Below are 25351 nucleotides of genomic sequence, written 5' to 3'. Positions count from 1 at the left end.
GATTCGCAGTCACCCGCGACACCCTTGCCTCTGGCTAACACTTCCCCTTGCCGGGTGTGTAGAGGACTTTCACCTCCCAGTCACCAGCATGGCCACCACAGCCAAACTGGTTGCGCTACGCGCAACGCGCCATGCCTGGCGCACATATAAAAACGCCCCGGTAAACCGGGGCGCCTTTTACAGCTTCAAGTTAAGCCAACCCTATTTCCAACTCGCGACCAGAACCGCATCCAACTGACTCTGCTGCGTTTGAGTCAAACTACTTTCTGCACCAGCGCTTACGCCGAAAGACGCCATGGTGTCGACCAGGCTTTGCACCTGGCTGTCCAACAAGGTTTTCCCGTCTGCGGTCTTGAACTGATCCACATGGTAGTCATTGGAGGAGTACCAGTTACTGACGACGACCTTATCAGGCGTATCAACAATGCTGACTTCCAGGTCGTTGCTGCTGCGACGGAACCAGAGATCCTCAAGACTGACGCTAGCGTCGAACTGAACGGTATCAGTGCTGGCGCTCGTGCCGTAGTTGTTGATTGAGTCCTTCCCTCCACCGACGCCGAACGCGTAGGTGTCGTTGCCTTCACCGCCAGTCAAGGTATCGTTGCCCGTCCCGCCATCAAGCAGGTCATCACCGTCACCGCCAGAGAGCGTGTCATTACCCGCATCGCCCAGTAAATGATCATTGCCCCCGTCACCAAGCAGCGTATCGGCACCATCGCCACCGGACAGTGTGTCGTTACCATCTGCACCATACACAACGTCATCCCCCAGTCCGGCGCTGATCACATCGTCAGTGGCAAATCCACGCAAGGTGTCATCCGCGTCAGTACTGCGAACCACATTCGACTTGATCGTCGTTTGATCCCACTCACTACCATCAGCGAATTGAATGCGATCAACCTGATACCCAGCCGTTGCATCCCCAGTAAAATGAGACGCCACGCGCAAGCTGTCAGAGCTCCCAATGACCTGGATAAGCAGGTCATTGTTCTCACGTTTTATCTGCACATCTGCGGCGTTCAGGTCGGTGAGTTTAACCGTGTCAGTTTTTCCGACGCGAACCTCACCACCGTTATTGACGGTATCCTGACCAGAGCCTTTGCCAAACAGGTAGGTATCGTCGCCGTTACCACCGCTCAGCACGTCATTGCCTGCTCCGCCATCAAGAACGTCATTACCGTCACCACCATTAAGGGCATCGTTGCCAAAACCACCTTGCAGCAGGTCATTTCCATCGCCACCGTTGAGCGTATCGGCGCCGTCGTTACCCTTGAGGGTATCGTCCCCGCCTCCACCGTTGACAATATCGTCGCCCAAGCCGGCATCGATGACGTCGTTACTGCTAGTGCCTGAAAGCGTTTCGTCGCCTTCCGAACCTTGCAGTACCTGGAACTTGATCGCGGCCTGATCCATGAAGCTTCCGTCAGCGAACTGAATACGATCAATCTGATATCCGGCAGTCGCATCTCCCTGGAAGTGAGACACCACTCGCAGGCTGTCAGTCGTGCCGTTAACCCGAATAACCAGATCCACTCCGTCGCGAGTGACGCTCACATCAGAGGCATTCAGGTCAGTTAGCTTGACAGTGTCCTGCTTGCCTGCCCGGTTCTCATAGGCGTAGTAGATCGTGTCCTGCCCCGCGCCTTTACCAAAGATATAAGTGTCGTCTCCGGCACCACCGTCCAGGCGATCATTACCAGTCCCGCCATCAAGCACATCATTGCCATCTCCGCCGTAGAGGATGTCATTGTCTGCGCCGCCGAGCAGGGCGTCATTGCCTTCGTTACCGTTTAGTGTATCGGCACCGGCACCGCCCGAAAGCGTGTCGTTGCCAGCCATACCATTAACAGTATCGTCACCTGCACCTGCATCGATGGTGTCGTCAGTCGACGTTCCAGACAGCGTTTCATCCGCCGCAGTGCCTTGCAGAATCTGCGTCTTGATTGCGGTTTGATCCCAGAAACTACCATCGGCAAACTGGATGCGATCAATCTGGTATCCAGCCGTCGCATCGCCCATGAAGTGGTAAACGACCCTGAAGGTGTCGGTTGTTCCGTTGACCCGGATAACCAGATCATATCCGTCGCGTGACAGACTCACATCGCTGGCGTTCAGGTCGATCAGTTTCACGGTATCGATCTTGTCTGCCCGGGCTTCGTTGGCGTAATAGACACGGTCTTGGCCAGAGCCTTTGCCGAACAGGTAGATGTCGTCACCATTCCCACCATTTAACAGGTCATTACCTGCCCCACCATCAAGAAGGTCATTACCATTCCCGCCGTTGAGCGTGTCATTGCCAACTCCACCTTGCAGAAGGTCTTCACCATCATCACCGTTGAGGGTGTCCGCACCGCTGCCGCCGATTAGAGTGTCGTTACCTGCACCACCACTGATGGTGTCGTCACCGGTCTCACCAGACAACGTGTCATTACCGCCACCACCACTGACATAGTCATCACCAGCACCGGCATTGATCACGTCGTCGGTTTCGTAACCAGTCAATGACTGATTAGCGTCCGTGCTTCGCAATACTTCGGTCTTGATAAACGTCTGATCCCAGTAGCTGCCGTCGGCAAACTGAATACGATCTATCTGATATCCCGCCGTCGCGTCACCCATGAAGTGGTAATAAATACGCAAGCTATCGCTTGTGCCATTCACCTTGAGAATGAGGTCATAGCCCTCACGAGAGATGGTAACGTCACTCGCGTTTAGGCCGAGTAGTTTCACGGTATCGAGCTTGCCTGGACGTGACTCGTTAGCGTAGTAAATCGAATCCTGGCCAGAGCCCTTACCGAACAGGTAAGTATCATCACCAGCGCCGCCATTGAGGTAGTCATTACCTGCACCGCCGTCGAGAACGTCATCGCCCGCGCCACCGTTAAGGGTGTCATTACCGGCGGCGCCGTTTAGCTTGTCATCACCATCATCGCCGTTAAGCGTGTCCACACCGCTACTGCCGGATAGCGTGTCGTTACCCGCTCCGCCGTAAACGGTGTCATCGCCAGCACCTGCATCGATAACGTCATCTCCGGCGTATCCCGTAAGATACTGATCCGAATCCGAGCCTTTCAGCACCTGTGTCTTGATGTTCGATTGATCCCAAAACGAACCGTCAGCGAATTGGATGCGATCCAACTGATAACCGGAAGTCGCATCGCCAATGAAGTGATTCGAAACACGGAAACTATCGGTTGTGCCATTGATACGGATGATCAGGTCATTGCCATCGCGGGCGAGGCTAATGTCTGAGGCGTTCAAGCCATTCAGTTTCAACGTGTCTACTTTGCCCGCACGGCTTTCGTACGAAGACAGCGTGTCCTGGCCCGAGCCTTTGCCGAAGGTGTAAGTATCGTCGCCTGCACCTCCATCCAGACGATCATTGCCTGCGCCACCATCGAGAGTATCGTTACCAGCACCGCCGTTGAGAACGTCGTTGCCTGTGCCACCCTGAAGTAGGTCATTGCCGTCGTCACCGTTAAGGGTATCGGCGCCAGCGCCACCCAATAGCGTGTCATTACCGCTGCCACCACTGACCGTATCGTCACCAGCCCCGGCATCGATAACATCGTCTGTGCTGTAGCCTGTCAGAGATTGATTGCCGTCCGTTCCTTGAAGTACGCGAGACTTGATAACGGATTGATCCCAGAAGCTGCCATCGGCAAACTGGATTTGGTCAATCTGGTATCCGCCTGTGGCATCACTCTGGAAATGGTTCATGACTTTGAGGCTATCGGTTGAGCCGTTAACGCGAATAACCAGGTCAGCACCTTCTTGTGAAAGGGTAACGTCAGACGCGTTGAGATCAGTCAACTTGACGATATCGAGTTTGCCGACGCGGTTTTCATAGGCGTAGTAGATCGTGTCCTGGCCAGCGCCCTTACCGAACAGATAAGTGTCATCACCTGCCCCGCCATCAAGGCGATCGTTGCCAGCGCCACCATCAAGTGTGTCGTTTCCTGCGCCACCGCTCAGGATGTCGTTCCCGATACCGCCCTGCAGAACGTCGTTGCCCTCTTCGCCACTCAGCGTGTCAGAGCCACTTCCCCCTTTGAGCGTATCGTTACCGGCTCCGCCACTGACGATATCGTCACCTGCACCCGCGTCGATTTGATCATCCGCTTGGTAGCCAACCAGCGTCTGGTCAGCCGCTGTGCCACGCAGGACTTCAGACTTGATCGTACCTTGATCCCAGAACGTCCCGTCCGCGAACTGAATACGATCAACTTGATAACCTGAAGTGGCTTCACCAATGAAGTGATTCGAGATGCGCAAGCTATCAGCTGTGCCGTTGATATTAATGACAAGGTCACTAGCATCGCGAACCAACGTGACGTCAGAGGCATTCAACTCCGTCAGCTTTACGGTATCTAGCTTACCCACTCGCCCCTCGTAGGATGAGATCGTGTCCTGGCCAGATCCTTTACCGAACAGGTAGGTGTCATCACCTGCACCTCCGTCCAAGCGATCATTTCCGGCCCCGCCATCCAGCAAGTCATCACCGGCGGCGCCACTCAAAGTGTCATTGCCTGCGCCACCCGTAAGAACATCATTCTCACTCGTGCCTGTGAGGTTTAACGGGTCAACTGAGGTCTGGCCTGCCAGGTTGGAACTGATATCGGTTTTGTTCCAGATCGTGCCATCTTCAAACTGAAGTTGGTCAATCGCATAACCCGATATCGCATCGGTACTGAAATGCGAAGCCACTTTAAGCGTTTCACCGGTAGCTTTGATCTGGATGATCAGATCATTTGCCTCCCTGCGTAGCAGGACGTCCGCTGCATTCAATCCGTCCAGTTTCACGACATCCAGCTTACTAGCCGTCGTGTCGTTGTAGGCAGAGTTGGTAACGGTGTCTTGCCCAGACCCTTTGCGGAAAACGTAGGTATCTGACCCATAACCACCGCTCAGCGTGTCATTGCCAGCACCGCCGTCCAGCGTATCGTTACCATCTTCGCCATTGAGCGTGTCTTTGCCTTCTCCACCGAGGAGTACATCATCTCCGGCTCGGCCACTTAAAGTGTCGTTGCCGCCGGCACCTTTAAGAACATCCGCCGACTCATAACCGAAAATGGTGTCGTCGCCCTCAGTCCCGGTCAGCAGGGCGGTTGTGATCTGATCAGTTGTCAGGAACGAGCCGTCACTGAACTGGAGCTGATCAATCGCATAACCGTAGATCAGGCTGGCGTTAAAATGCTGAGTCACTCGCAGAGTCTCACCGGTTTCCTTGATCTGGATGATCAAATCGTCCGACTCGCGCCGTAGCGAAATATCCGAGAGGTTCAGCCCATCCAGCCTGATAACGTCGAGCTTATTAGCCGTCGTGTCGTTATAGGCCGAGTTGTTGATGGTGTCCTGGCCCGAGCCTTTTCGGAAGGTGTAGGTATCTGAACCGAACGCACCTGCCAAGGAATCGTTACCAGTACCGCCATCCAGCAAGTCATCTCCGCTGCCACCGTTTAATGTGTCGTCATCCGCGCCCCCTCGCAGGACATCATTACCTTCATCGCCATAAAGGTTGTCCTTACCGTCGCCACCTTCGAGGGTATCGTCACCTGTGCGACCGCTAATGGTGTCATTGCCCGCGAAGCCTTTGAGCACATCATCGGTTTCATAGCCGACCAGGGTATCGTCACCCTCCGTCCCACCTAGCATGGACAGTTTAATTTGCGAATTATCCATGACCGTCCCATCAGCAAACTGGAGCTGATCGATGGCGTATCCGGAAATAGCACTGGTGCTAAAATGAGAAGTGACTCGGAGAACTTCACCTGTCTCCTTGATCTGAAGAATCAAATCGTCGGACTCACGACGCATAAGCACATCATCAGCGTTGAGCCCCTCGAATCGAATGACGTCGAGCTTGCCTGCTGTCGTATCGTTGTAGGCAGAGTTGTTGATCGTGTCCTGGCCTGAGCCCTTGCGGAACACATAGGTATCGGAGCCAAACCCACCGCTCAGCGAGTCGTTACCCACGCCGCCGTCAAGAGAGTCATTTCCGTAACCACCATTCAGACTGTCGTTGCCAGCACCGCCGAGTAGCGTGTCATTACCCTCATCGCCGGAAAGCGTATCTTTACCATCGCCCCCATCCAGAACATCGTCGCCGCCGCGACCGCTGATGGTGTCATTCCCACCCAGCCCGTTAATTACATCTGCTGAGTCAAACCCCGTGAGGGAATCGTCCTCTTCGGTTCCGCCGAGCATTGCCGTTTTGAGTTGGTCAACGTTCAACGTTGATCCATCTGCGAACAGCAGTTGATCGACCGCGTAACCAGAAATGGCACTGGCGCTGAATTGCGAGGTAATGCGCAGTGTCTCTCCCGAGTCGCGGATCTGGATAATCAGATCGTCCGACTCACGACGCAGGGAAACGTCAGCCTGGTTAAGCCCTTCAAGCCTCACCACATCAAGCTTATTGACCGTGGTGTCGTTATAGGCCGAGTTATTGATAGTGTCTTGTCCAGAGCCGTGACCAAAGACGTAAACGTCCGAGCCATAGCTGCCGGATAGGGTATCGTTGCCTGAACCGCCATCCAGCAGATCATCACCATAACCGCCATTCAGAGAGTCGTTGTCCGCTCCGCCTTTCAACGTGTCGTTGCCATTCCCGCCCGAAAGCGAATCGTCGCCCGAACCGCCCAAGAGAAGGTCATCGCCATCATCTCCAGAGAGCGAATCCTTGCCATCCCCCCCGTCGATCTTGTCATTCCCTGCACTACCACTAAGAGTATCGTTGCCACCCTCACCGGTAATGACATCATCAGTGCTGTACCCCGTCAGAACGTCGTCAGCATCAGTTCCCAGGAGCAATGCGGCTTTGATTTGTGCATTGTCCAGAACCGTCCCGTCGGCAAATTTCAGCTGATCAATCGCATAGCCGGAAATCGCGCTAGCACTGAAATGAGAGGTAACACGTAACGTTTCACCAGACTCTTTAATCTGAATCAGGAGGTCGTCCGATTCACGTTTGATAACCACGTCCGAGACGTTCAAGCCTTCAAGACGGATGACATCCAGCTTGTTTTCAGTCGTATCGTTGTAAGCAGAGTTATTGATCGTGTCTTGACCGTAGCCTTTGCGGAAAATGTAGGTATCAGAGCCCTTGCCCCCGGCAAGCGAATCCGTACCGTCGCCTCCGTCAAGGAGATCATTGCCGTCACCACCACTCAGGCTATCGTTCCCTTTACCTCCCAGCAGAGTGTCGTTGCCGTCCTCTCCGTTAAGAGTGTCATTACCCTCTCCGCCATCCAGCGTGTCGTTGCCCGCTCGCCCACTAAGCGTGTCATTACCGGCCAACCCGCTCAGTTTGTCATCGGTGGCGTAGCCGGTGATGGTGTCATCCCCAGCGGTACCCACCAGCAAGGCAGCAGTGATTTGGGTCTTATCCCAGAAAGTGCCATCGCCGAACTGCACTTGATCAATGGCATAGGCGTCGTTGCTGAAATGCGACGAGACACGAAGGGTTTCGCCCGTTTCAGTGATCTGGACAATGAGATCGTCCCCCTCACGACGGATGCTAACTTGAGACGCAGTCAGCCCCTCCAGCTTCACAACATCGAGTTTGTTCTGATTTGCGTCTGGGGAGGCGTAGTTCGAGACGGTGTCCTGACCGGAGCCTTTGCGGAAAACATAGGTATCCGAACCACTGCCACCGCTCAATGTGTCGTTTCCTGAACCGCCATCAAGGACATCGTCACCATTGCCACCGGAGAGCGTGTCGTTGCCAGCGCCGCCAAGCAGAGTGTCGTTACCTTCCTCGCCATTCAGCGTATCTCGGCCTTCCCCTCCGTCAAGAACATCGTCGCCAGCACGACCACTGATGGTGTCGTTGCCACCAAGCCCCTTTAGCGTATCTGCAGTCTCATAGCCCGTGATGTTGTCGTCACCGGCAGTGCCTGTCAGCAACGCAGAGCTGATGAAGGATTTGTCCCAAACGGATCCATCCGCGAATTTCACCTGATCGATTGCGTAGCCATATGCAACGTTCGAGCTGAAGTGTCCGCTTACACGAACAAAGTCGTTTGTATCCTTGATTTGGACAATTAAGTCATCGCCTTCGCGCCTCATCACTACATCTGCGGGTTTGAGTCCCTCTAGAAGAAGCGTGTCCTGTTTGTCTGGATTAGTCTCGTTGGAGACGCCATTGTTAATCGTGTCCTGACCCGCCCCGCGACGGAAAACATAGGTATCCGATCCAAGCCCACCCGTTAGCGAATCATCGCCCGTCCCACCGTCGAGGCGATCGTTGCCCTCTGCACCACTTAGCGCATCGTTATCTGCGCCGCCGAGGAGCGTATCGTTACCTTCCTCTCCGTTGAGGGTATCCCTGCCTGCACCGCCATCCAGAACATCATCACCACCACGACCACTGAGTGTGTCGTTACCAGCGAGCCCGAAGAGTTGGTCGGCAGTCTGATAGCCAATGAGCGTATCGTTATCGCCAGTCGCCTTCAGCGCTTCTGTTTTTAGTTTCGCACCATCCCAGACGGTGCCATCCGCGAACTGAAGCTGATCCACCGCATAGGCGCTGTCACCATCCTGGTTGAAGTGATAATTAACGCGGATCGAATCACCCGTCGATTTTATCTGGATAACCAGATCGTTAGACTCTCTGCGCACCGAGATATCGGCAGGATTCAAACCGTCGAGCTTGACCGTATCGATTTTGTTGGCTGTGGTGTCGCCCGAGGTGTAGTTATTAATCTGATCCTGGCCCGATCCTTTACGGAACACATAGATATCAGACCCAATGCCGCCATCGAGCGTATCGTTTCCACTGCCGCCATCGAGGGTGTCATTGCCATTGCCGCCGTAGAGCAGATCGGCGTCGGCGCCGCCATTGAGGGTGTCGTTACCTTCTTCACCGTACAGCGTGTCGTTACCAGCATCGCCTGACAGCGTGTCATTCCCGGCCCGACCATAAATTGTGTCGTTACCCAGGCCACCACTGATGCTGTCGTCGGATGCATAACCCGTCAGGACATCATTACCATCAGTGCTTTTGAAGGCCGCCATGGTTTTGACTTGATCCGGCGTCCAGGTTGTCCCGTCGGCAAACCGAATTTCATCAAGCTTGTAGGCGTTATCACCATCGTTACTGAAGTAACTGGAGACGGTTATTTTGTCGGTACCTGTGCCCAGCGTCAGAACCAGATCATCGTAGGAGCGAGTGACGACGATATCGCTAGGCAAGATGTCAGATGCAAATTCGATGGCATCTGTTTTGTTGGTGCTGGTGTCATAGTTGTTGATCGAGTCCTGACCCCAGCCACGGCTGAAGCGGTAGATATCGGAGCCTGCACCACCTGTCAGCGAGTCGTTACCGATGCCACCATCCAGCACATCATTGCCGGCCTCGCCATAAAGGTTATCGTTGCCGCTGCCACCCTCAAGCACATCGTTGTCGGCACCACCGAAGAGATAGTCTTGCCCGTCGCCACCCGACAATGTGTCCGAGCCGGCATCGCCATACAGCTGATCGGTGCCCGCACCGCCATTCAGCACGTCATCGCCGGCCAGGCCATGCATTGTATCGTCGCCCAGGCCGCCGCTCAGGGTGTCGTCGGACGCATAGCCCCAGATCGAATCGTTACCATCGGTCGACTGTATGGCCATCGACTTGATCTGATCCAGAGACCAGTTAGTGCCGTTGGCAAACTTGATCGACTCAAGTTTGTAAGGAGTGTCACCATCGTTGGAAAAATAGCTATTAACGGTGATGCGGTCGGCTGTTCCACTTAATGTCAGAACCAGATTGTCCGAAGAGCGGCTGACCACAATATCATCCGGCGAAATATCCGCCGCGAACTCAATAGAGTCAGACTTATTGATGCTCGTATCGTAGTTACTGACAGTATCATCGCCCCAGCCTCGGCTGAATCGATAAGTGTCCGAACCTTCGCCGCCCGAAACAGTGTCATTGCCGGCACCGCCGTCGAGCACATCATCGCCAGCATCGCCGGTCAAATAATCGTTCCCGCTGCCACCTACCAGAGAATCGGCTCCGGCACCACCATACAGCGTGTCCTGGCCGCCGCCGCCCGACAGGCTGTCATCGCCCTCTTCGCCGGTCAGGTAATCGTTGCCGTCGCCTCCCGAAAGCGAGTCATTACCCGCGCCGCCACTCAGGGTGTCATTGCCAGCATCGCCGTTCAGAATATCGTTGCCAGCAAGGCCGTAGAGTGAGTCATCTCCCAACCCGCCGCTAATGGTGTTGTCACCAGCATCACCCCAGAGCTGGTCATTACCATCGGTTGATTGCACCGCCATCGACTTGATCGTATCCAACGACCAATTAGTGCCATCAGCAAACTTGATCGACTCAAGCTTGTACGGGGTATCGCCGTCGTTAGTGAAATATCCCGTGACCGTTATGCGATCAGTCGTGCCTTTGAGCGTGAGGACAAGATCGTTGGAAGAGCGAGTGACAACGACATCCCCTGGCAGGATATCGGCTGCAAACTCGATAACGTCCGACTTGTCGGTACCAGTGTCATAGTTGCTTACAGTGTCCTGGCCCCAGCCCCGGCTAAAGCGATAGGTATCGGAGCCTGCCCCACCTGAAAGCGTGTCATTACCGACGCCGCCGTCGAGGACGTCGTCGCCCGCATCACCAATCAGATAATCGTTGCCGCTGCCACCTGATAGAGAATCGGCCCCGGCACCACCATACAACGTGTCCTGGCCGTCGCCGCCCAATAGGCGGTCATCGCCCTCCTCGCCAGTCAGGTAATCGTTGCCGTCGCCGCCCGAAAGCGAGTCATTACCCGCGCCGCCACTCAGGCTGTCATTGCCAGCATCGCCGTTCAGAATATCGTTGCCAGCGAGGCCGTGGAGTGAGTCATCTCCTAGCCCACCACTGATGGTGTTGTCCCCTGCATCCCCCCAGAGTTCATCGTTACCATCAGTTGATTGCACCGCCATCGACTTGACCTGGTCGAGCGACCAGTTGGTGCCATCGGCAAACTTGATCGTCTCCAGCTTGTACGGAGTGTCGCCGTCGTTTGTGAAATAGCCAGTAACCGTGACGCGATCAGTCGTGCCTTTGAGGGTGAGGACAAGATCGTTGTAAGAACGAGTGACAACGACATCCCCCGGCAGGATATCGGCTGCAAACTCGATAACGTCCGACTTGTCGGTACTAGTGTCATAGTTGCTTACAGTGTCCTGGCCCCAGCCCCGGCTGAACCGATAGATGTCCGAACCCTCGCCACCTGACAGCGTGTCATTGCCAGCGCCGCCGTCGAGGTCGTCGTCGCCCGCATCACCAATCAGATAATCGTTTCCGCTACCACCTGCCAGAGAATCCGCTCCGGCACCACCATACAGCGTGTCTTGGCCGTCGCCGCCCGACAGGCTATCATCGCCCTCCTCGCCGGTCAGGTAATCGTTGCCGTCGTCTCCCGCAAGCGAGTCATTACCTGCGCCGCCACTCAGGGTATCGTTGCCAGCATCGCCATTCAGAATATCGTTGCCAGCAAGGCCGTAGAGTGAGTCATCTCCCAGCCCGCCGCTAATGGTGTCATCGGAGGCATAACCCCAGATGGAATCGTTGCCGTCGGTGGACTGCGTTGCCATCGACTTGACCTGATCGAGCGACCAGTTGGTGCCGTCGGCGAACTTGATCGATTCCAGCTTGTACGGGGTATCGCCGTCGTTAGTGAAGTAGCTACTGACCGTTATGCGGTCAGTCGTGCCTTTGAGAGTGAGAACAAGATCGTTGGAAGAGCGAGTGACAATGACATCCCCTGGCAGGATGTCGGCTGCGAACTCAATAACGTCCGACTTGTCGGTGCTGGTGTCGTAGTTGTTGATCGAGTCCTGGCCCCAGCCTCGGCTGAAGCGATAGGTATCCGAACCTGCTCCGCCTGTCAGCGAGTCGTTGCCCGCTCCGCCATCAAGGACATCATCACCGGCATCGCCACTGAGGCTATCGTTGCCATTGCCGCCTTCGAGCAGATCCGCTCCGGCACCGCCGTACAACGTGTCCACGCCGTCGCCACCTGCCAGCGAGTCGTTGCCATCATTGCCGTACAAAATGTCGTTGCCAGCATCGCCTGTCAGCGTGTCATCGCCGGCCTGACCATAGAGAGTATCGTCCCCCAGTCCGCCACTCAGGGTGTCATCGGAGGCATAACCCCAGATGGAATCGTTGCCGTCGGTGGACTGCGTTGCCATCGACTTGACCTGATCGAGCGACCAGTTGGTGCCGTCGGCGAACTTGATCGATTCCAGCTTGTACGGGGTATCGCCGTCGTTAGTGAAGTAGCTACTGACCGTTATGCGGTCAGTCGTGCCTTTGAGAGTGAGAACAAGATCGTTGGAAGAGCGAGTGACAATGACATCCCCTGGCAGGATGTCGGCTGCGAACTCAATAACGTCCGACTTGTCGGTGCTGGTGTCGTAGTTGTTGATCGAGTCCTGGCCCCAGCCTCGGCTGAAGCGATAGGTATCCGAACCTGCTCCGCCTGTCAGCGAGTCGTTGCCCGCTCCGCCATCAAGGACATCATCACCGGCATCGCCACTGAGGCTATCGTTGCCATTGCCGCCTTCAACGATATCATTACCTACTCCGCCATAAAGTAAGTCATTGCCTTCGTTACCACGTAAAATATCATCCCCAGCTTGGCCAGAAATTGTATCATCACCCTCCCCACCATCTAAACCATCACCATCCAAAGTACCTCTAATATAGTCATCACTGGAAGTCCCCAACAACACAAGACTATTAATATCCGAAACCTCCAAAACCGAGTCATCAGAAAAAATAACTCGATCTATTTGATCTCGAGACTCTTTAAAATCATTAACATCAAAGTGACCGCGAACAACAATGGCATTGGATCCACCATCAATAGTTATAACCAGATCAAACCCGTTACGCGAAAATTTAACATCATCACGCAAAAGCCCTTCCAGCGACAAAACATTCAACGAAGACGACAAAGAGTCATCATTCAAAATTGAAATACTTCCCTCTCCCTTTTCATAGATGTAAACATCATTACCCTCACCACCACTGAGAACTCCGCCCCCCTCACTAAAAAGCACGTCATCACCGCGACCACCATATAAGTAGTTATATCCATCGCCCCCATCCAAAACATCATTACCATCATCTCCGTATAAATAATCATCTCCCTCCTCGCCATATATCAAATCTTGACCATCACCTCCACGCAAGACATCATTACCTACTCCCCCTTTTAAGAAATCATCTCCAGCATCACCATAAAGCTTATCACTCCCCACTCCCCCATAAATAACGTCATCCCCATCAGCGCCGTGAACGATATCATCACCAGCCCAAGCATTTATCGAGTCATCAGAACCACTACCAACTATATTGTTATCGATAGACCTTATTGCGCGCTCCATGGTGACATCGAATTCAGGCATAGCTAACTGCTTTGCTTTAAGGCTAGCATCGAGAGTTTGAGAAAACGAATCAACAAGGGTAGTATCATAAGGATTCATTCCCGAAATTGTAGACTCAAACTCTGAAATCTTTGATGCTAAAGAACTATCACCTTGGAGGGCTAACCCTATAAAATAATCAGAAACTTTAGAAAAATCAGCAGTCCAAATGCCATTATTTTGACTAAAGTCAACCATGTTAACATAGAAACCCTCATGGCTATTCACCATCAACTGCGAGTAAATAGACTTGTAGAGGGCCTGATAGGAATTTTCCACACTAATTGCAAAAGCTGGGCTTGGTGTAGTAACCCCTAGTGGCTCCCCCCAAAAAACCTCCATGACTCCAACATGGCGAGCATCTACATACTCACCACGAGATTTAGGATCTGTATTATTTTGCGCAGCCCATGCATAAATAATGTCAGTAACCAACTCTCTTCTTGAGTCAGCGTTATCCGCATCTACAAATTTCTTAACTAAAAGCTTTAACTGACCACTCGAATCTAATGCCATCATTTGATGGAGAGAATAAGCATTCCCAAAGCCAACAGCATCTGGCAGATCTTCGACATCAGGCGGAATATAAATCCCACCTCCCGAATGCACTTCCACAGGAATAGTATCTCGATGATTAGCCTCAAACCATAAGCTTTCAGTTAAAGCCCTACGCCCATCATCAAACGACAAACTACTATACTCAACATGACGAACATTATTTGCATCTGAAAAATTTTTTGTATTATAAGCCAAATCGATTGATTCTACAGACAATTGCGAGAGCTTCTTTATTTCATTGGACTGCGAAACACCATCACTATTTAAATCTTGCCAGATAGCTAAGCTTTCAAAGTCCCCATCATTAGAATCAATTCTCCCATCACCATTGGTATCCATGCCACCCAATGCCTCATATCCACCAGTTGCTTTTCCTGAAGCAATTAGCGTATCACTTCCGAATAGCTCGCTGCCATCATCAATAGCTCCATTATTATTGATATCCCTTACTAGGAGCCCATCTTGAGACCCGACCCAACTCGTTGCCTCTGCAAAATCATTGTTATCCATATCAAAATGGACACCAGAGGAAATAGCCAAAGTACTAATTACACCATCACCATCTAAATCGATTGCAAAGGGATCTACAGGCCGCGGCTTACCGGGAAGAAATGGCGTTGGAGTAGGCCTTAATGATTTTTCGACCTTCGGGTCAGAAATTGGAGTGCCACCACCCGGTTCCAAGCCATACTTAGCCATCTCTCGATCAGTCTTACTGTATGCCTTACCGAACGTATCTACCATTTGGTCGCCATCAATCATCCCTTTACCGAACGGCAAGATACCAGCTAAGTCATTAATAGTTTTACCAGCATTCTCCTTGTTTTCCGGTGAGAAGGGCTTCGTCCCATCACTAAATGCGTGCGCTTCTGCCTGAGCACCATTTTTTACTATTTTGAAAAGTCCCATAAAAAATCCCCTTTAAACTTATGTTAAACCTAGAAAAGCCTGTAACCATTCAGAGTTAGAAAGCATTATCGTTCAGTCAGGCTTTCAGCTATGTATTGCCTCTAAAGCCTTAAGAAATAATCTACGACCCTCCTGCTGCCGATCTTAATTTCTGCAGTCACAGACATCACAGGAGTCAAATCAAACTCTTTGCCATCAATTGATAAGTGATTTTTCCTCAACCGAATTTTGCTGCTATAAAGCAGACCGCGCTTCTCATCCTCAATAGCATCTCTTGAAACACTAACGACCTCTCCATCGATGGTTCCGTATTGGGTAAAAGTAAAAATCTCCACTTTCACCGTGACATGCTGTCCCACATGAACAAAACCAACGTCCTTGTTTTCCAGCATTGCCTCACCTTCTACAGAGACATCGGAAGACACCAGCATCATAAGAGGTTGCGCGGGTGTAACGACCCTACCGACGGTATGGACATTCACTTGCTGGACGGTGCCATCAACTGGCGCCTCGATAGTCGTCAGATCTTCTTGATATTTAGCTTTCGCTAATTCCTGGTTCAAGGAAGCGACCTTCTGATCTGCCTGCTGCAACAGGTCAAGCATCGCTCTCCTAGTCTGAGCGACAACACCTTCACTTCTCCGCTCTGCCTGTTGCCGTACGGCATTTGACTGTACAACGCTCACTTGCTGAACAGTAAGCTGGCGCTCCAAATCCAGTCGGGCCTGTTCCTTTTCCAGATATGCGTGGCGGGCGATGTATTGCTTCTGCAGCAAATGCTCGTAGTCCTGGGCAAGCTTTGTCGCAATGGGCAAAGTTTTTTGCAAACTCGCAACCTGGGTGCGGGGAGCCTGGATGTCAGCTTGGCGCTGCAGTATCTCCGCCTCCCCCTGATCCAGGTTACTGCGGTATTCCTGATACTGCCCCTGGAGCCATCGCTCGGCAGCCAGGACATGCTCTGGATCGCCACCGATAATAGTGTCCGCAAGAGATTGCGGCGTGTGGTTACCGTTAATGGCATCTAGCATTCAGGAAGTTCCAGAATGAACTCGTGCGCCCCCGCTAACCGTGCGACTTCAATCACTGCTTCTAGTGGAACGCCTGGATCACTTAAGGCGATGTTTTCCTGGATGCTTCGGTTGAACAGCATGTTGTCCTGCAACACCACACCAATCTGCCGGCGCAACGAAGAAACATCAGCAAGAGCTAAGTCCATCCCATCGACAAGAACGCGCCCCCACTCAGGTACATAAAGGCGCCGCAGCAGCCTTGTCAGCGTGCTTTTACCCGAGCCGGATCTTCCGACGACACCAATGACCTCGCCGGCCTCAATAGCGAGGCTGATACCTCTGAGGATCTCAGAGCCATCTGCGCGATAGCGAAAATGAACTTCATCAAACTCGATACGCCCCTTGATAGGAGGGAGTGTGCTGCGGGTCGCTTGTGTTAATTCAGTCCGTGTATTGAGGATGTCACCCAGCCGCTGCACGGACACACCAGTTTGCTGAAAGTTTGTCCACAACTGAGCCAGGCGCATGATCGGCTGTCGGAACAACTTGGAACCCAGCTCAACATCGATTCGGCTGGCGGTATGCGCAAATACATAGGATCGCAAGCCCGATAAACCGGACTCAAACAGCATCACGCCGGCCAGGCCAATCGCAATGACATCGAGCGTGGTCAATCCATAGTGCACCAGCACCTTGTCCATAACGACTTGAAAGAAAAGCGGGGTGATCAGCGAGAAAATCTGTAGCACGAAAGAAACCAGTAATACCTCGCCTAGAAGCTTTCGGTATTTAACGACCGCCGGGATGAACCAGGTGAAATCGAAGCGCGAGGACTCACCAGTATTTCCTGCACCCGTTCTGATGAATAGCAGCCGCCCAGCCCAACGAGCAACCAGATCCTCAATAGTAATGATCTCAGGGTGCTGAGAGCGAGGATCATGAATGAGTACCTTGCCCTGATCGAGACGCGCAACGATAAAAAACTGCCCGTCTGCGCCTTGTGCAATTGCAGGCAAAGGCGTGCTATCCAGCCTATCGACAGCCACTTTTGCGAACTTGGCTTTGAGACCTAGTTTTTTTGCAGCAAGAAGAAGCTCAGACGGCTGGAGGGCATCGCCTGACGAGAATTCATGGGCTAATTGTTCAGGGGATGCTGATACCTGATGAAAACGAGCCAGCATCACGAGCGATGCGAGTCCGGTGTCTATCGGTGAGGCGTCATTAGACGCTGCGCCTGGATCCGTGGCGGTCATGAAGCATCCCTGCAAAATTGAGGTCAAGCACGCCAGAGTCATTGCTGGCGGTTAGCTATCACAATATATCTGAACAGTACCTGAACCGATACCAAATATTACACAATGCGACGATGCGCTGATGCCCATCAAAAATGACGGGCACCGCCGCAATGGACGTCGATAGAGACGTGATGAGAAAAGGGCTAAGCGCAGGCAGAGTTGGTGGTCAGAGCATGGAGCGCGAAGGTATCTGACCGTCCAATTGGCAGCGGCATACTGGAGGGAGATTAAAGATCCGGAGGAAGGAAATCCCGGCTTGGATCGTAGTCCTGCTTAAGGTAAACAGACAGAGACTTGAGATCGTCTGGACTGAGAGAGCCCGTAGCTTGTTTGAGCTTCAGGTTGTCTGGACTTGCCCCTTCAAAACCGGACACCAACTCCCTGTTAATTTAATCGACTGCCAAGCGCCTGAACTCCCTCGGTGAGCGGTAGTTCAAGGCGCTGTGCGGATGCTGCTCGTTGTAATGCTCGAAGACAATTGCCAGGTTACGCAACGCCGTTTCCCGATCCGGCTTGGGCATGTGCGCCACGTAATCACGTTTGATCGTCTTCACGAAGCTCTCTGCCATGCCATTGCTCTGCGGGCTGCGCACTGGAGTAGTCACCGGCTGCAAGCCGATCTGTCGAGCAAACAGGCGCGTCTGTTCGGCGGTGTAGGCCGAACCGTTATCGCTGAGCCACTGCGGCGTTGCAGGCAGTTGATGACCGAAGCGCTTCTCCATGCTTTCCAACATCAAGTCGCGGATAGCCGTAAACCGCAGACGCACCGCAAAGAACTCAAGGAAGCAAACTGACTGATGAAGCGCCGTTACCCGATAGGGAAAGGCATTGGGAGTGTGCGCACGCTTATCGAGCCTATCGCCCTTCCCTCCGAAGTTGAAACTGAAAATCCACTTCACTGCCCACATGCGGTGGGGCTTTAATGCCTCTTCCACCGGGACACGACTGCTAAGCTTATCCACAATTGCTGATGCCAAAATCAGCAATCCGCCCTGGGTCAATTTTCAATCGGCAGGGTGGGTCAGTTTTCAATCAGCGCCGACAGCTGGGCATCAAACAGAGCTCCGAGGAGGCGGTAAAATGGCTAACCCGATCCTCGGATAACAACTTCCCAGCAGCTCAAAATCTTCTAGCTTCCCTGTATGCTGCTGGAGACGGCGTGGAAAAAAGTGACGAAACCGCTTTTAATTTATACAAACAATCCGCAGCACAAAAATACCCTCAGGCAATGTTTGAGCTATCCCTAATACTTCAAAACGACCAAAGCCCTCACAAAAACTTTTCTAAAGCAGCAACACTCTTAGAAGAACTTTCCGATCTTGGTTTTAGCGAAGCACAAGCAGAACTCGGCAAGCTATATGAGCGAGGCCTGGGGGTCGAAAGAAACTATGGTCGCGCTATTTCCCTCTATCTCTCATCCACAAATGAGAAAGACAAGCTAGGGAATGGCCTAGAGTATCTAGGGCTCGCATATCAGAGAGGGGTAGGAGTGGAAAAAAATCTCGTGACTAGCTATGCGCTTCTACAAAGCGCATTAACAAAAGCACCAAATAAAGACCACCTCAAAGACACACTATTTGAGATCTCAAGACAATTACACGACAAAGACATTGAGAGAGCGAAATCTCTGTCAACTCAAATACTTCAATACGGCACAACCGTTTTAACTGCAAAAAATATTTAACCATATCTAATATACGCTGTTAAAGCTCTCGACTTTGCAGCGCTACTACTCTCATGCTGCCCAATCCGAAGTTACCTTTCACGAAGTGACTCAGTCATGTGTTGTTTCAGAGGACTCAAGAAATACTCAATGATAAACCGCTTATCAGTCTTAACTTCTGCAGTCACTGCCATGCCTGGCGTCAACTCGAACTCTTGACCATCAATTGACAAACGATTCTTTTTCAAACGAATTTTGCTGCTGTAGAGTAGACCGCGCTTTTCATCCTCGATAGCATCTCTTGAAACGCTAACGACTTCTCCATCGATGGTTCCGTATTTGGTAAAAGTAAAAGTCTCTACTTTCACTGTGACATCCTGCCCCACATGAACAAAACCAACGTCTTTGTTTTCCAGCATTGCCTCCACTTCGACAGAAACATCTGACGGTACCAGCATCATCAGAGGTTGGGCAGGTGTAACCACACCGCCGATGGTATGGACATTCACTTGCTGGACAGTGCCATCGACTGGCGCTTCGACGGTGGTCAAATCCTCCTGGTAGCGAGCCTTGGCTAATTCTTGGCCCAAGGAAGCGACTTTCTGATCAGCCTGCTGCAACAGATCAAGCATGGCTCTCCTGGTCTGAGCAACAACACCTTCCCTTCTCCGCTCTGCCTGTTGGCGTGCAGCGTTGGACTGAACAACACTCACCTGTTGAACGGTAAGTTGACGCTCCAGATCCAGTCGGGCCTGCTCTTTTTCAAGGTATGCATGACGAGCGATATATTGTTTCTGTAGTAAATGCTCATAATCCTGCGCAAGCTTTGTCGCGATAGGCAAAGTCTTTTGCAAACTCGCGACCTGGGCGCGGGCGGCCTGAATATCTGCTTGGCGCTGCAGGATTTCAGCCTCGCCCTGATCCAGGTTACTGCGGTATTCCTGATACTGCCCCTGAAGCCATCGCTCGGCAGCAAGAACATGTTCTGGATCGCCGCCGAGAATGGTATCTGCCAATGATCGCGGTGCATGGTTACCGTTGATGGCGTCCAACATCGCCCCGGCTCGGGCGCTATCGATACGAGCAGCCAAGAGGTCGCTCTTGATACGCCCGACATCAGCGTCCGCTGACGTAGAGTCCAATTCGAGCAGAAGCTGGCCAGCCTTGACCACTTGCCCATCGCCCACATAAATCGCCTTTACCACTGCAGTCTCACTCGACTGAATGATTTTGGTTTTGCCGCTCGGTATAACTTTCCCGCTGGCCGTGGCCACGATGTCGATTTTTCCGACACACGCCCAAATTAATAACAGGCTGGCAAAGCTGATGATCACCCAGATAAATATACGAGGCGCTGGATGCACCGGCTGGTCTTGTAGCTCAAGCGCTGCTGGAAGGAATTGAACCTCATGCGCCAAACGCTTGGGCGCGTCCATCTCCTTGCGGCGGCGCCAGGAGTCGCGCCAAGCTCTGCGGTAGCGCTGACCCAATCCAGACTTTTGCAAGTCAGCCATGGCCACCTCCCTGCTGCAACCGATGGAGACGGGAATAGTGTCCGGCCTGGTGAGTCAACAGCTCAGCGTGGGTGCCCTGTTCTACGATTTGCCCTCGATCAACGACAACGATGCGATTCGCATCGCGAACCGCTGATAGACGGTGGGCAATAATGATGACCGAGCGCCCCTTGCAGATGGACTTCATGTTCTGCTGAACAATCCGCTCGGATTCGTAATCCAGAGCACTGGTTGCTTCATCGAAAATAAGAATGCGGGGATTACCCATCAACGCCCGGGCGATGGCGATACGCTGACGCTGCCCACCCGACAGCGAGGCGCCATGCTCACCAACCATGGTGTCGTAACCTTCAGGAAGCTCCAGGATGAAATCGTGAGCGCCTGCGAGCTTCGCGACGTCAATCACTGCTTCCAACGGAACGCCGGGATCACTCAATGCGATGTTTTCCCGGATGCTGCGGTTGAACAACATGTTGTCTTGCAGCACCACACCGATCTGCCGGCGTAACGAAGAAACGTCCGCCAACGCCAAGTCCATCCCATCAACCAGTACGCGTCCCCGCTCGGGCACGTAGAGGCGCTGGAGTAGTCTTGTCAGCGTGCTTTTGCCGGAACCAGAACGCCCTACAACGCCGATCACCTCACCGGCCTCAATGGCGAGGCTGATGCCTCGGAGGATTTCAGAGCCATCCGGGCGGTAGCGGAAGTGAACCTCATCAAACTCGATACGGCCTTTGATAGGCGGGAGCGCGCTACGAGTAGCCTGAGTCAGCTCAGTCCTGGTATTGAGGATGTCGCCCAACCGCTGCACGGACACGCCGGTTTGCTGAAAGTTTGTCCACAACTGAGCCAGGCGCATGATCGGCTGCGCGACTCGACCAGCAAGCATATTGAAGGCAATGAGTTGCCCGACTGAAAGCTGACCGTCGATAACCAGTCGAGCGCCCACCCAAAGCGTGGCCACTGTGACCAATTTACCAATCAAAGAAACGCTTTCGTTAGCGATGGTCGACAAGGTCTGAGTTTTGAAACCTGCCGCCACGTACCCCGCTAACTGGTTGTCCCATTTACGAACGGCTTGAGGCTCTACAGCCATCGACTTTAGGGTGTCGATACCGTTAACCGTCTCAACCAGAAACGCCTGATTTTCAGCGCCCCGAGCAAAACTGTCATTCAGGCGTGCCCGCAATACCGGGGTAATGAAAACCGAAACCAGGATGTACATAGGGAGTGACAAGAGAACGATCAGCGTCAGCCAACCGCTGTAATAGAACATCACCGCGATGAAGACCGCCGAGAACAAGACATCGAGAAACAAGGTGATGGCGTTACCGGTGATGAAGCTACGGATGTTTTCGAGTTCCCTCATCCTCGCTACTGAATCCCCGACCCTTCGCGCCTGGAAATAGGAAAGCGGCAGAGTGATCAGGTGTCTGAATAACTTGGAGCCAAGCTCAACATCGATTCGGCTGGCGGTATGAGCGAAAACGTAGGATCGCAAGCCTGATAGACCAGACTCGAACAGCATCACACCCGCTAGGCCAATTGCGATCACATCAAGGGTGGTCAACCCATGATGTACCAGTACCTTGTCCATGACGACCTGAAAGAAAAGCGGGGTGATCAGCGAGAAAATCTGCAGCACGAACGAAACCAGCAGTACCTCGCCGAGAAGTTTTCGATACTTAACGACCGCCGGAATGAACCAGGTGAAATCAAAACGCGAGGACTCCCCCGCATTCCCCGCTCCCGCTCTTATAAAGAGCAATCGCCCAGCCCATCGAGCAGCGAAGTCCTCGATCGTAATGATCTCGGGACGCTGAGAACGAGGGTCGTGAATAAGCACCTTGCCTTGGTCTAGGCGCGCCACGATGAAGAATTGCCCGTCTGCACTTTGAGCAATTGCAGGCAGCGGCGTGCGATCTAACCGGTCGATAGCCACCTTGGCGAACTTGGCCTTAAGGCCTAATTTTTTTGCAGCTAGGAGCAGCTCGGATGGCTGGAGCGCATCGCCTGACGAGAATTCGTGGGCTAATTGTTCAGGGGATGCTGACACCTGATGAAAACGAGCCAGCATCACGAGCGATGCGAGTCCGGTGTCTATCGATGAGGCGTCATTAGACGCTGCGCCTGGATCCGTGGCGGTCATGAAGCATCCCTGCAAAATTGAGGTCAAGCACGCCAGAGTCATTGCTGGCGGTGAGCCAGCACAATATATCTGAACAGTACCTGAACCGATACAAAATATTACATGACGCGACGAAGCGCTGACACCCATCAAAAAAATGATGGGCATCACTGCAATTGACGCTAAAACATCGGCAACGAAGGCTCGGCTAGACACAGCCATAGCCCACGGCCAAAGCCTGGAATGAGAAAGGTATCCGACCACTTCTACAGCAGCGACATGCTGGAGGGAGCTTAAAGATCCGGGGGAAGAAAATCCCGGCTTGGGTCATAGTCCTGCTTAAGGTAAGCAGACAGAGACTTCAGGTCGTCCGGGCTAAGTGAGCCCGCTGCTTGCTTGAGCTTGAGGTTGTCCAGGATGTAGTCATAGCGAGCGTCGTTATAATCTCGGACGGCGGCGTACAGTTGCCGCTCAGCATTCAACACATCGACAACATTTCTGGAACCAATATCGACGCCGACCTTATTGGCTTCGACCGACTTTCGCCCCGAACGGATGCTTTGACGGCGCGCGGCTATCTGCTCGATATCCGAATTGATCCCCCGAAAAGCGTTTCGCGTATTAAGCACCACCTCACGGCGCCGGTCTTCTTGTTCATCCTGACTTTGGTACAGCCGCTCCGTGGATTCCCGAACCTGCGAATTGACCATGCCGCCAGAATACAGAGGAATGTTCAGCTCAATACCGATGCTGCCCTGGGCAACGTTGCCTCGATATCCGCTTGTCCCGGACTCCGCAGGATTGCTATAGCCAAAGCCATCGTTATTGCCTGTGCGGTAGGACGCTACGGCATCTACCGTAGGCGCGTGCCCTGCTTTGCGCTGACGTAGAGTCTGCTCGGCGGCGTTCACCGCATGCTCGGCAGCCTGCAACTGGAAGTTCTGCTTTATCGCAGCATCCACCCAAAGCCCCGGATTGTTAGGTGTTGGAGGTGTAACCGGCAATTGATGCCCCATGCCAGCAAGAGAGTTATAGGACTCTTTAGTCAGGCGAGACAGGGCCTCATTGGCATCATCGACTTTGCGTTGAATCAGCTGCCGATTAGCCCGTGCATTGTCGTAAGCCGCCTGCGCATCGTAAACGTCGGTAATGCTTGAAGCCCCGTCCTCCAGCCGCCCTTGAGCCTGATCTCGCTGGCGCAAAAGCGCTGCTTCCTCAGCCTCAGCAGCGGCTCTAGCATCAAGCTGGCGCAGCGTTTCAAAATAGACCTGGGCAGCGGTCAGAATCAGCTCTTGCTCCTTCGCGGAAAGCTCCAGCGCCGCCTGGCTAACCGTGAACTCGGCTGCTTTAAGTTGGTACCAGCGATCTATACGAAACAAAGGCTGACTCAAGTTGGCCCGAAAGGTCGTGCTGCTACGCTCCCTTGTCAGAGCGGGCTCATCGCGTTCTAGCCGAGTCACCTCAGTCGTCGCACCTGCCGTGAGGCTTGGCAACAACCCGGAACGGGCCTGTGGCGTTGCTTCCAATTGGGCTTGATACGTATGCCGTGCAGCGGAAAGCTTCGCATCGTTTAACGACGCAGCTTGATAAACCGCAAGCAGATCAGCGTGCTTTGAATGTGGCTCACGTGCCAGGGCTTCTTGGCCATCCATGATGAAAAGGCAAAGAGAGAGCGTGCAGAGGGGGAAGTAGTGCTTCATCGACGTTCCATGTACCAAATGCATCCAGACAACCTAAATGCCAGCCAGACAGGTTTGTCGGCTAGCACGTAAAACTCTTTAGCGGTGCATAGCTGCCGTTGCATTTGGTCACGCAGTCACCAAAGCTTGGGAGCTTGATGGTTCTCCAAAGGAACCATGAACTCAGTGCTGGTATTTTTAGAATGCAGGTTTTCACAGCAACCGGGGAGCAGCCTCAATAACGGTTTCATGAAGCTCTTGGCTTTCCTTCGCGTTGAAGGTTATGCATGACTAGGACTGAAAGGCGCCGCATCTCAGCTCGCCATGCTGGCTCCTCCGCGTTATAGCCCCAAATCGCGTGCAACCTGATCATCCATGACCAAGTCTGAAGCGAGTGACGACGTCATGAGATGCCATTGCAGAGCTTGATAGATGTGCCTCCTCAGCGGCGCTCTCATCGAAATAAACGCCTCACCGTCCCCAGGTTTTCTAATGCCCCGCTTTTCCAACGCGGCGACCAGTACCTCGAAGCCAGCCGTGCCGACGTTGCTGACGTATACCCTTTCAAGCTCTGAATGCCCCGGCATCCGTTGATAGCTCTCAACCGCCTCAGTGACCATCTGGCCAAACAGATGCGCCGACATCGAACGATGTGCCTGCGACCAAATTTCCAGCTCCAATTCGTAGTCCGTTCTGCCCTCTCAAATTTCAGACGTAGTAACCCCAACAACTGGCCTTGCGCCAGACGAGCGATTTTTGAAAATTTAAGAGGTAGTTATTTGACTGCAAATTTGAAAGCAGCGGCCTGAAGGCCGAATTGGCGATTTCCCCATCCCCTACCGGGCATCTTGCTACCGAGCAAAGGGTCAAAATCGCAAAAAGCGAAGCAGAAAAGCAAAGATTGAAAAGCAGCCTGGATCTCCAAAAATTCTGACGACGCGGAGATAGCGGTATCTCTACTTTTTCTTTGCTCTCAAATATAACAACTCGGTCTCGCGAAAAAAATTTATAGACTGTTAATTTGCGAGCCGATTAAAAATTGTGAGCCGGCTCACAGTTTTCCCGATTTATTTACGATTTGTCCGACGTCCGCCGAAGGTATCCGCTTCTGAGGATCAGACCTTGGATACCCGTTCGCCTCACCGAAACTGTCTGAAAAAATAGGAGTCTCGGTTT

General features: G+C 52.9%; 6 protein-coding genes and 4 pseudogenes. 1 reads left to right on the top strand and 9 read right to left on the bottom strand.

The genetic code is table 11. The features are described 5' to 3' along the window. Nucleotides 1-201 precede the first annotated feature (201 nt). The 5 genes and pseudogenes from AC1Z24_RS05955 to AC1Z24_RS05935 all read right to left on the bottom strand — a co-directional run. A complete protein-coding gene (locus AC1Z24_RS05955) occupies nt 202-14886 on the bottom strand; it encodes a calcium-binding protein (RefSeq protein WP_483744912.1) in 14685 nt (4894 codons plus the stop codon). A gap of 101 nt (nt 14887-14987) precedes the next feature. Beyond that, nucleotides 14988-15914, bottom strand: a pseudogene (locus AC1Z24_RS05950) (HlyD family type I secretion periplasmic adaptor subunit); the annotation flags it as partial. Nucleotides 15915-15934: 20 nt separating this feature from the next. Next, nucleotides 15935-17149: pseudogene (locus AC1Z24_RS05945) on the bottom strand (cysteine peptidase family C39 domain-containing protein); the annotation flags it as partial. Between the two features lie 269 nt (nt 17150-17418). Next, nucleotides 17419-17538, bottom strand: a pseudogene (locus tag AC1Z24_RS05940) (hypothetical protein); the annotation flags it as partial. Nucleotides 17539-17580: 42 nt separating this feature from the next. Then, nucleotides 17581-17937, bottom strand: a pseudogene (locus tag AC1Z24_RS05935) (integrase core domain-containing protein); the annotation flags it as partial. Between the two features lie 413 nt (nt 17938-18350). Here AC1Z24_RS05935 and AC1Z24_RS05930 point away from each other — a divergent pair. Further along, nucleotides 18351-18875 (top strand): tetratricopeptide repeat protein, encoded by a 525-nt coding sequence (locus tag AC1Z24_RS05930; RefSeq protein ID WP_483744911.1) that lies wholly within the window; start codon nt 18351-18353, stop codon nt 18873-18875. Nucleotides 18876-18946: 71 nt separating this feature from the next. Here AC1Z24_RS05930 and AC1Z24_RS05925 read toward each other — a convergent pair whose 3' ends face one another. From AC1Z24_RS05925 to AC1Z24_RS05910, 4 genes are all read right to left on the bottom strand, one after another. Beyond that, the gene (locus AC1Z24_RS05925; RefSeq protein ID WP_483744910.1) at nt 18947-20368 is read right to left on the bottom strand and encodes an HlyD family type I secretion periplasmic adaptor subunit; all 1422 of its coding nucleotides are present in this window, start codon (nt 20366-20368) and stop codon (nt 18947-18949) included. Further along, on the bottom strand, nt 20361-22517 hold the full coding sequence (locus AC1Z24_RS05920; RefSeq protein WP_483744909.1) for a type I secretion system permease/ATPase: 2157 nt from the start codon (nt 22515-22517) through the stop codon (nt 20361-20363). The genes AC1Z24_RS05925 and AC1Z24_RS05920 overlap by 8 nt, the downstream gene beginning before the upstream one ends. A 272-nt stretch (nt 22518-22789) precedes the next feature. Beyond that, the gene (locus AC1Z24_RS05915; RefSeq protein WP_483746541.1) at nt 22790-24148 is read right to left on the bottom strand and encodes a TolC family outer membrane protein; all 1359 of its coding nucleotides are present in this window, start codon (nt 24146-24148) and stop codon (nt 22790-22792) included. A 368-nt stretch (nt 24149-24516) separates the two neighbouring features. Further along, a complete protein-coding gene (locus AC1Z24_RS05910) occupies nt 24517-24855 on the bottom strand; it encodes a hypothetical protein (RefSeq protein ID WP_483744908.1) in 339 nt (112 codons plus the stop codon). Nucleotides 24856-25351: the final 496 nt, after the last annotated feature.

The sequence above is a fragment of the Pseudomonas sp. JL23 genome, assembly GCF_056933585.1.
The sequence above is the reverse complement of the archived record's forward strand: the minus strand, read 5'-3'. Positions and strand labels throughout refer to the sequence as shown.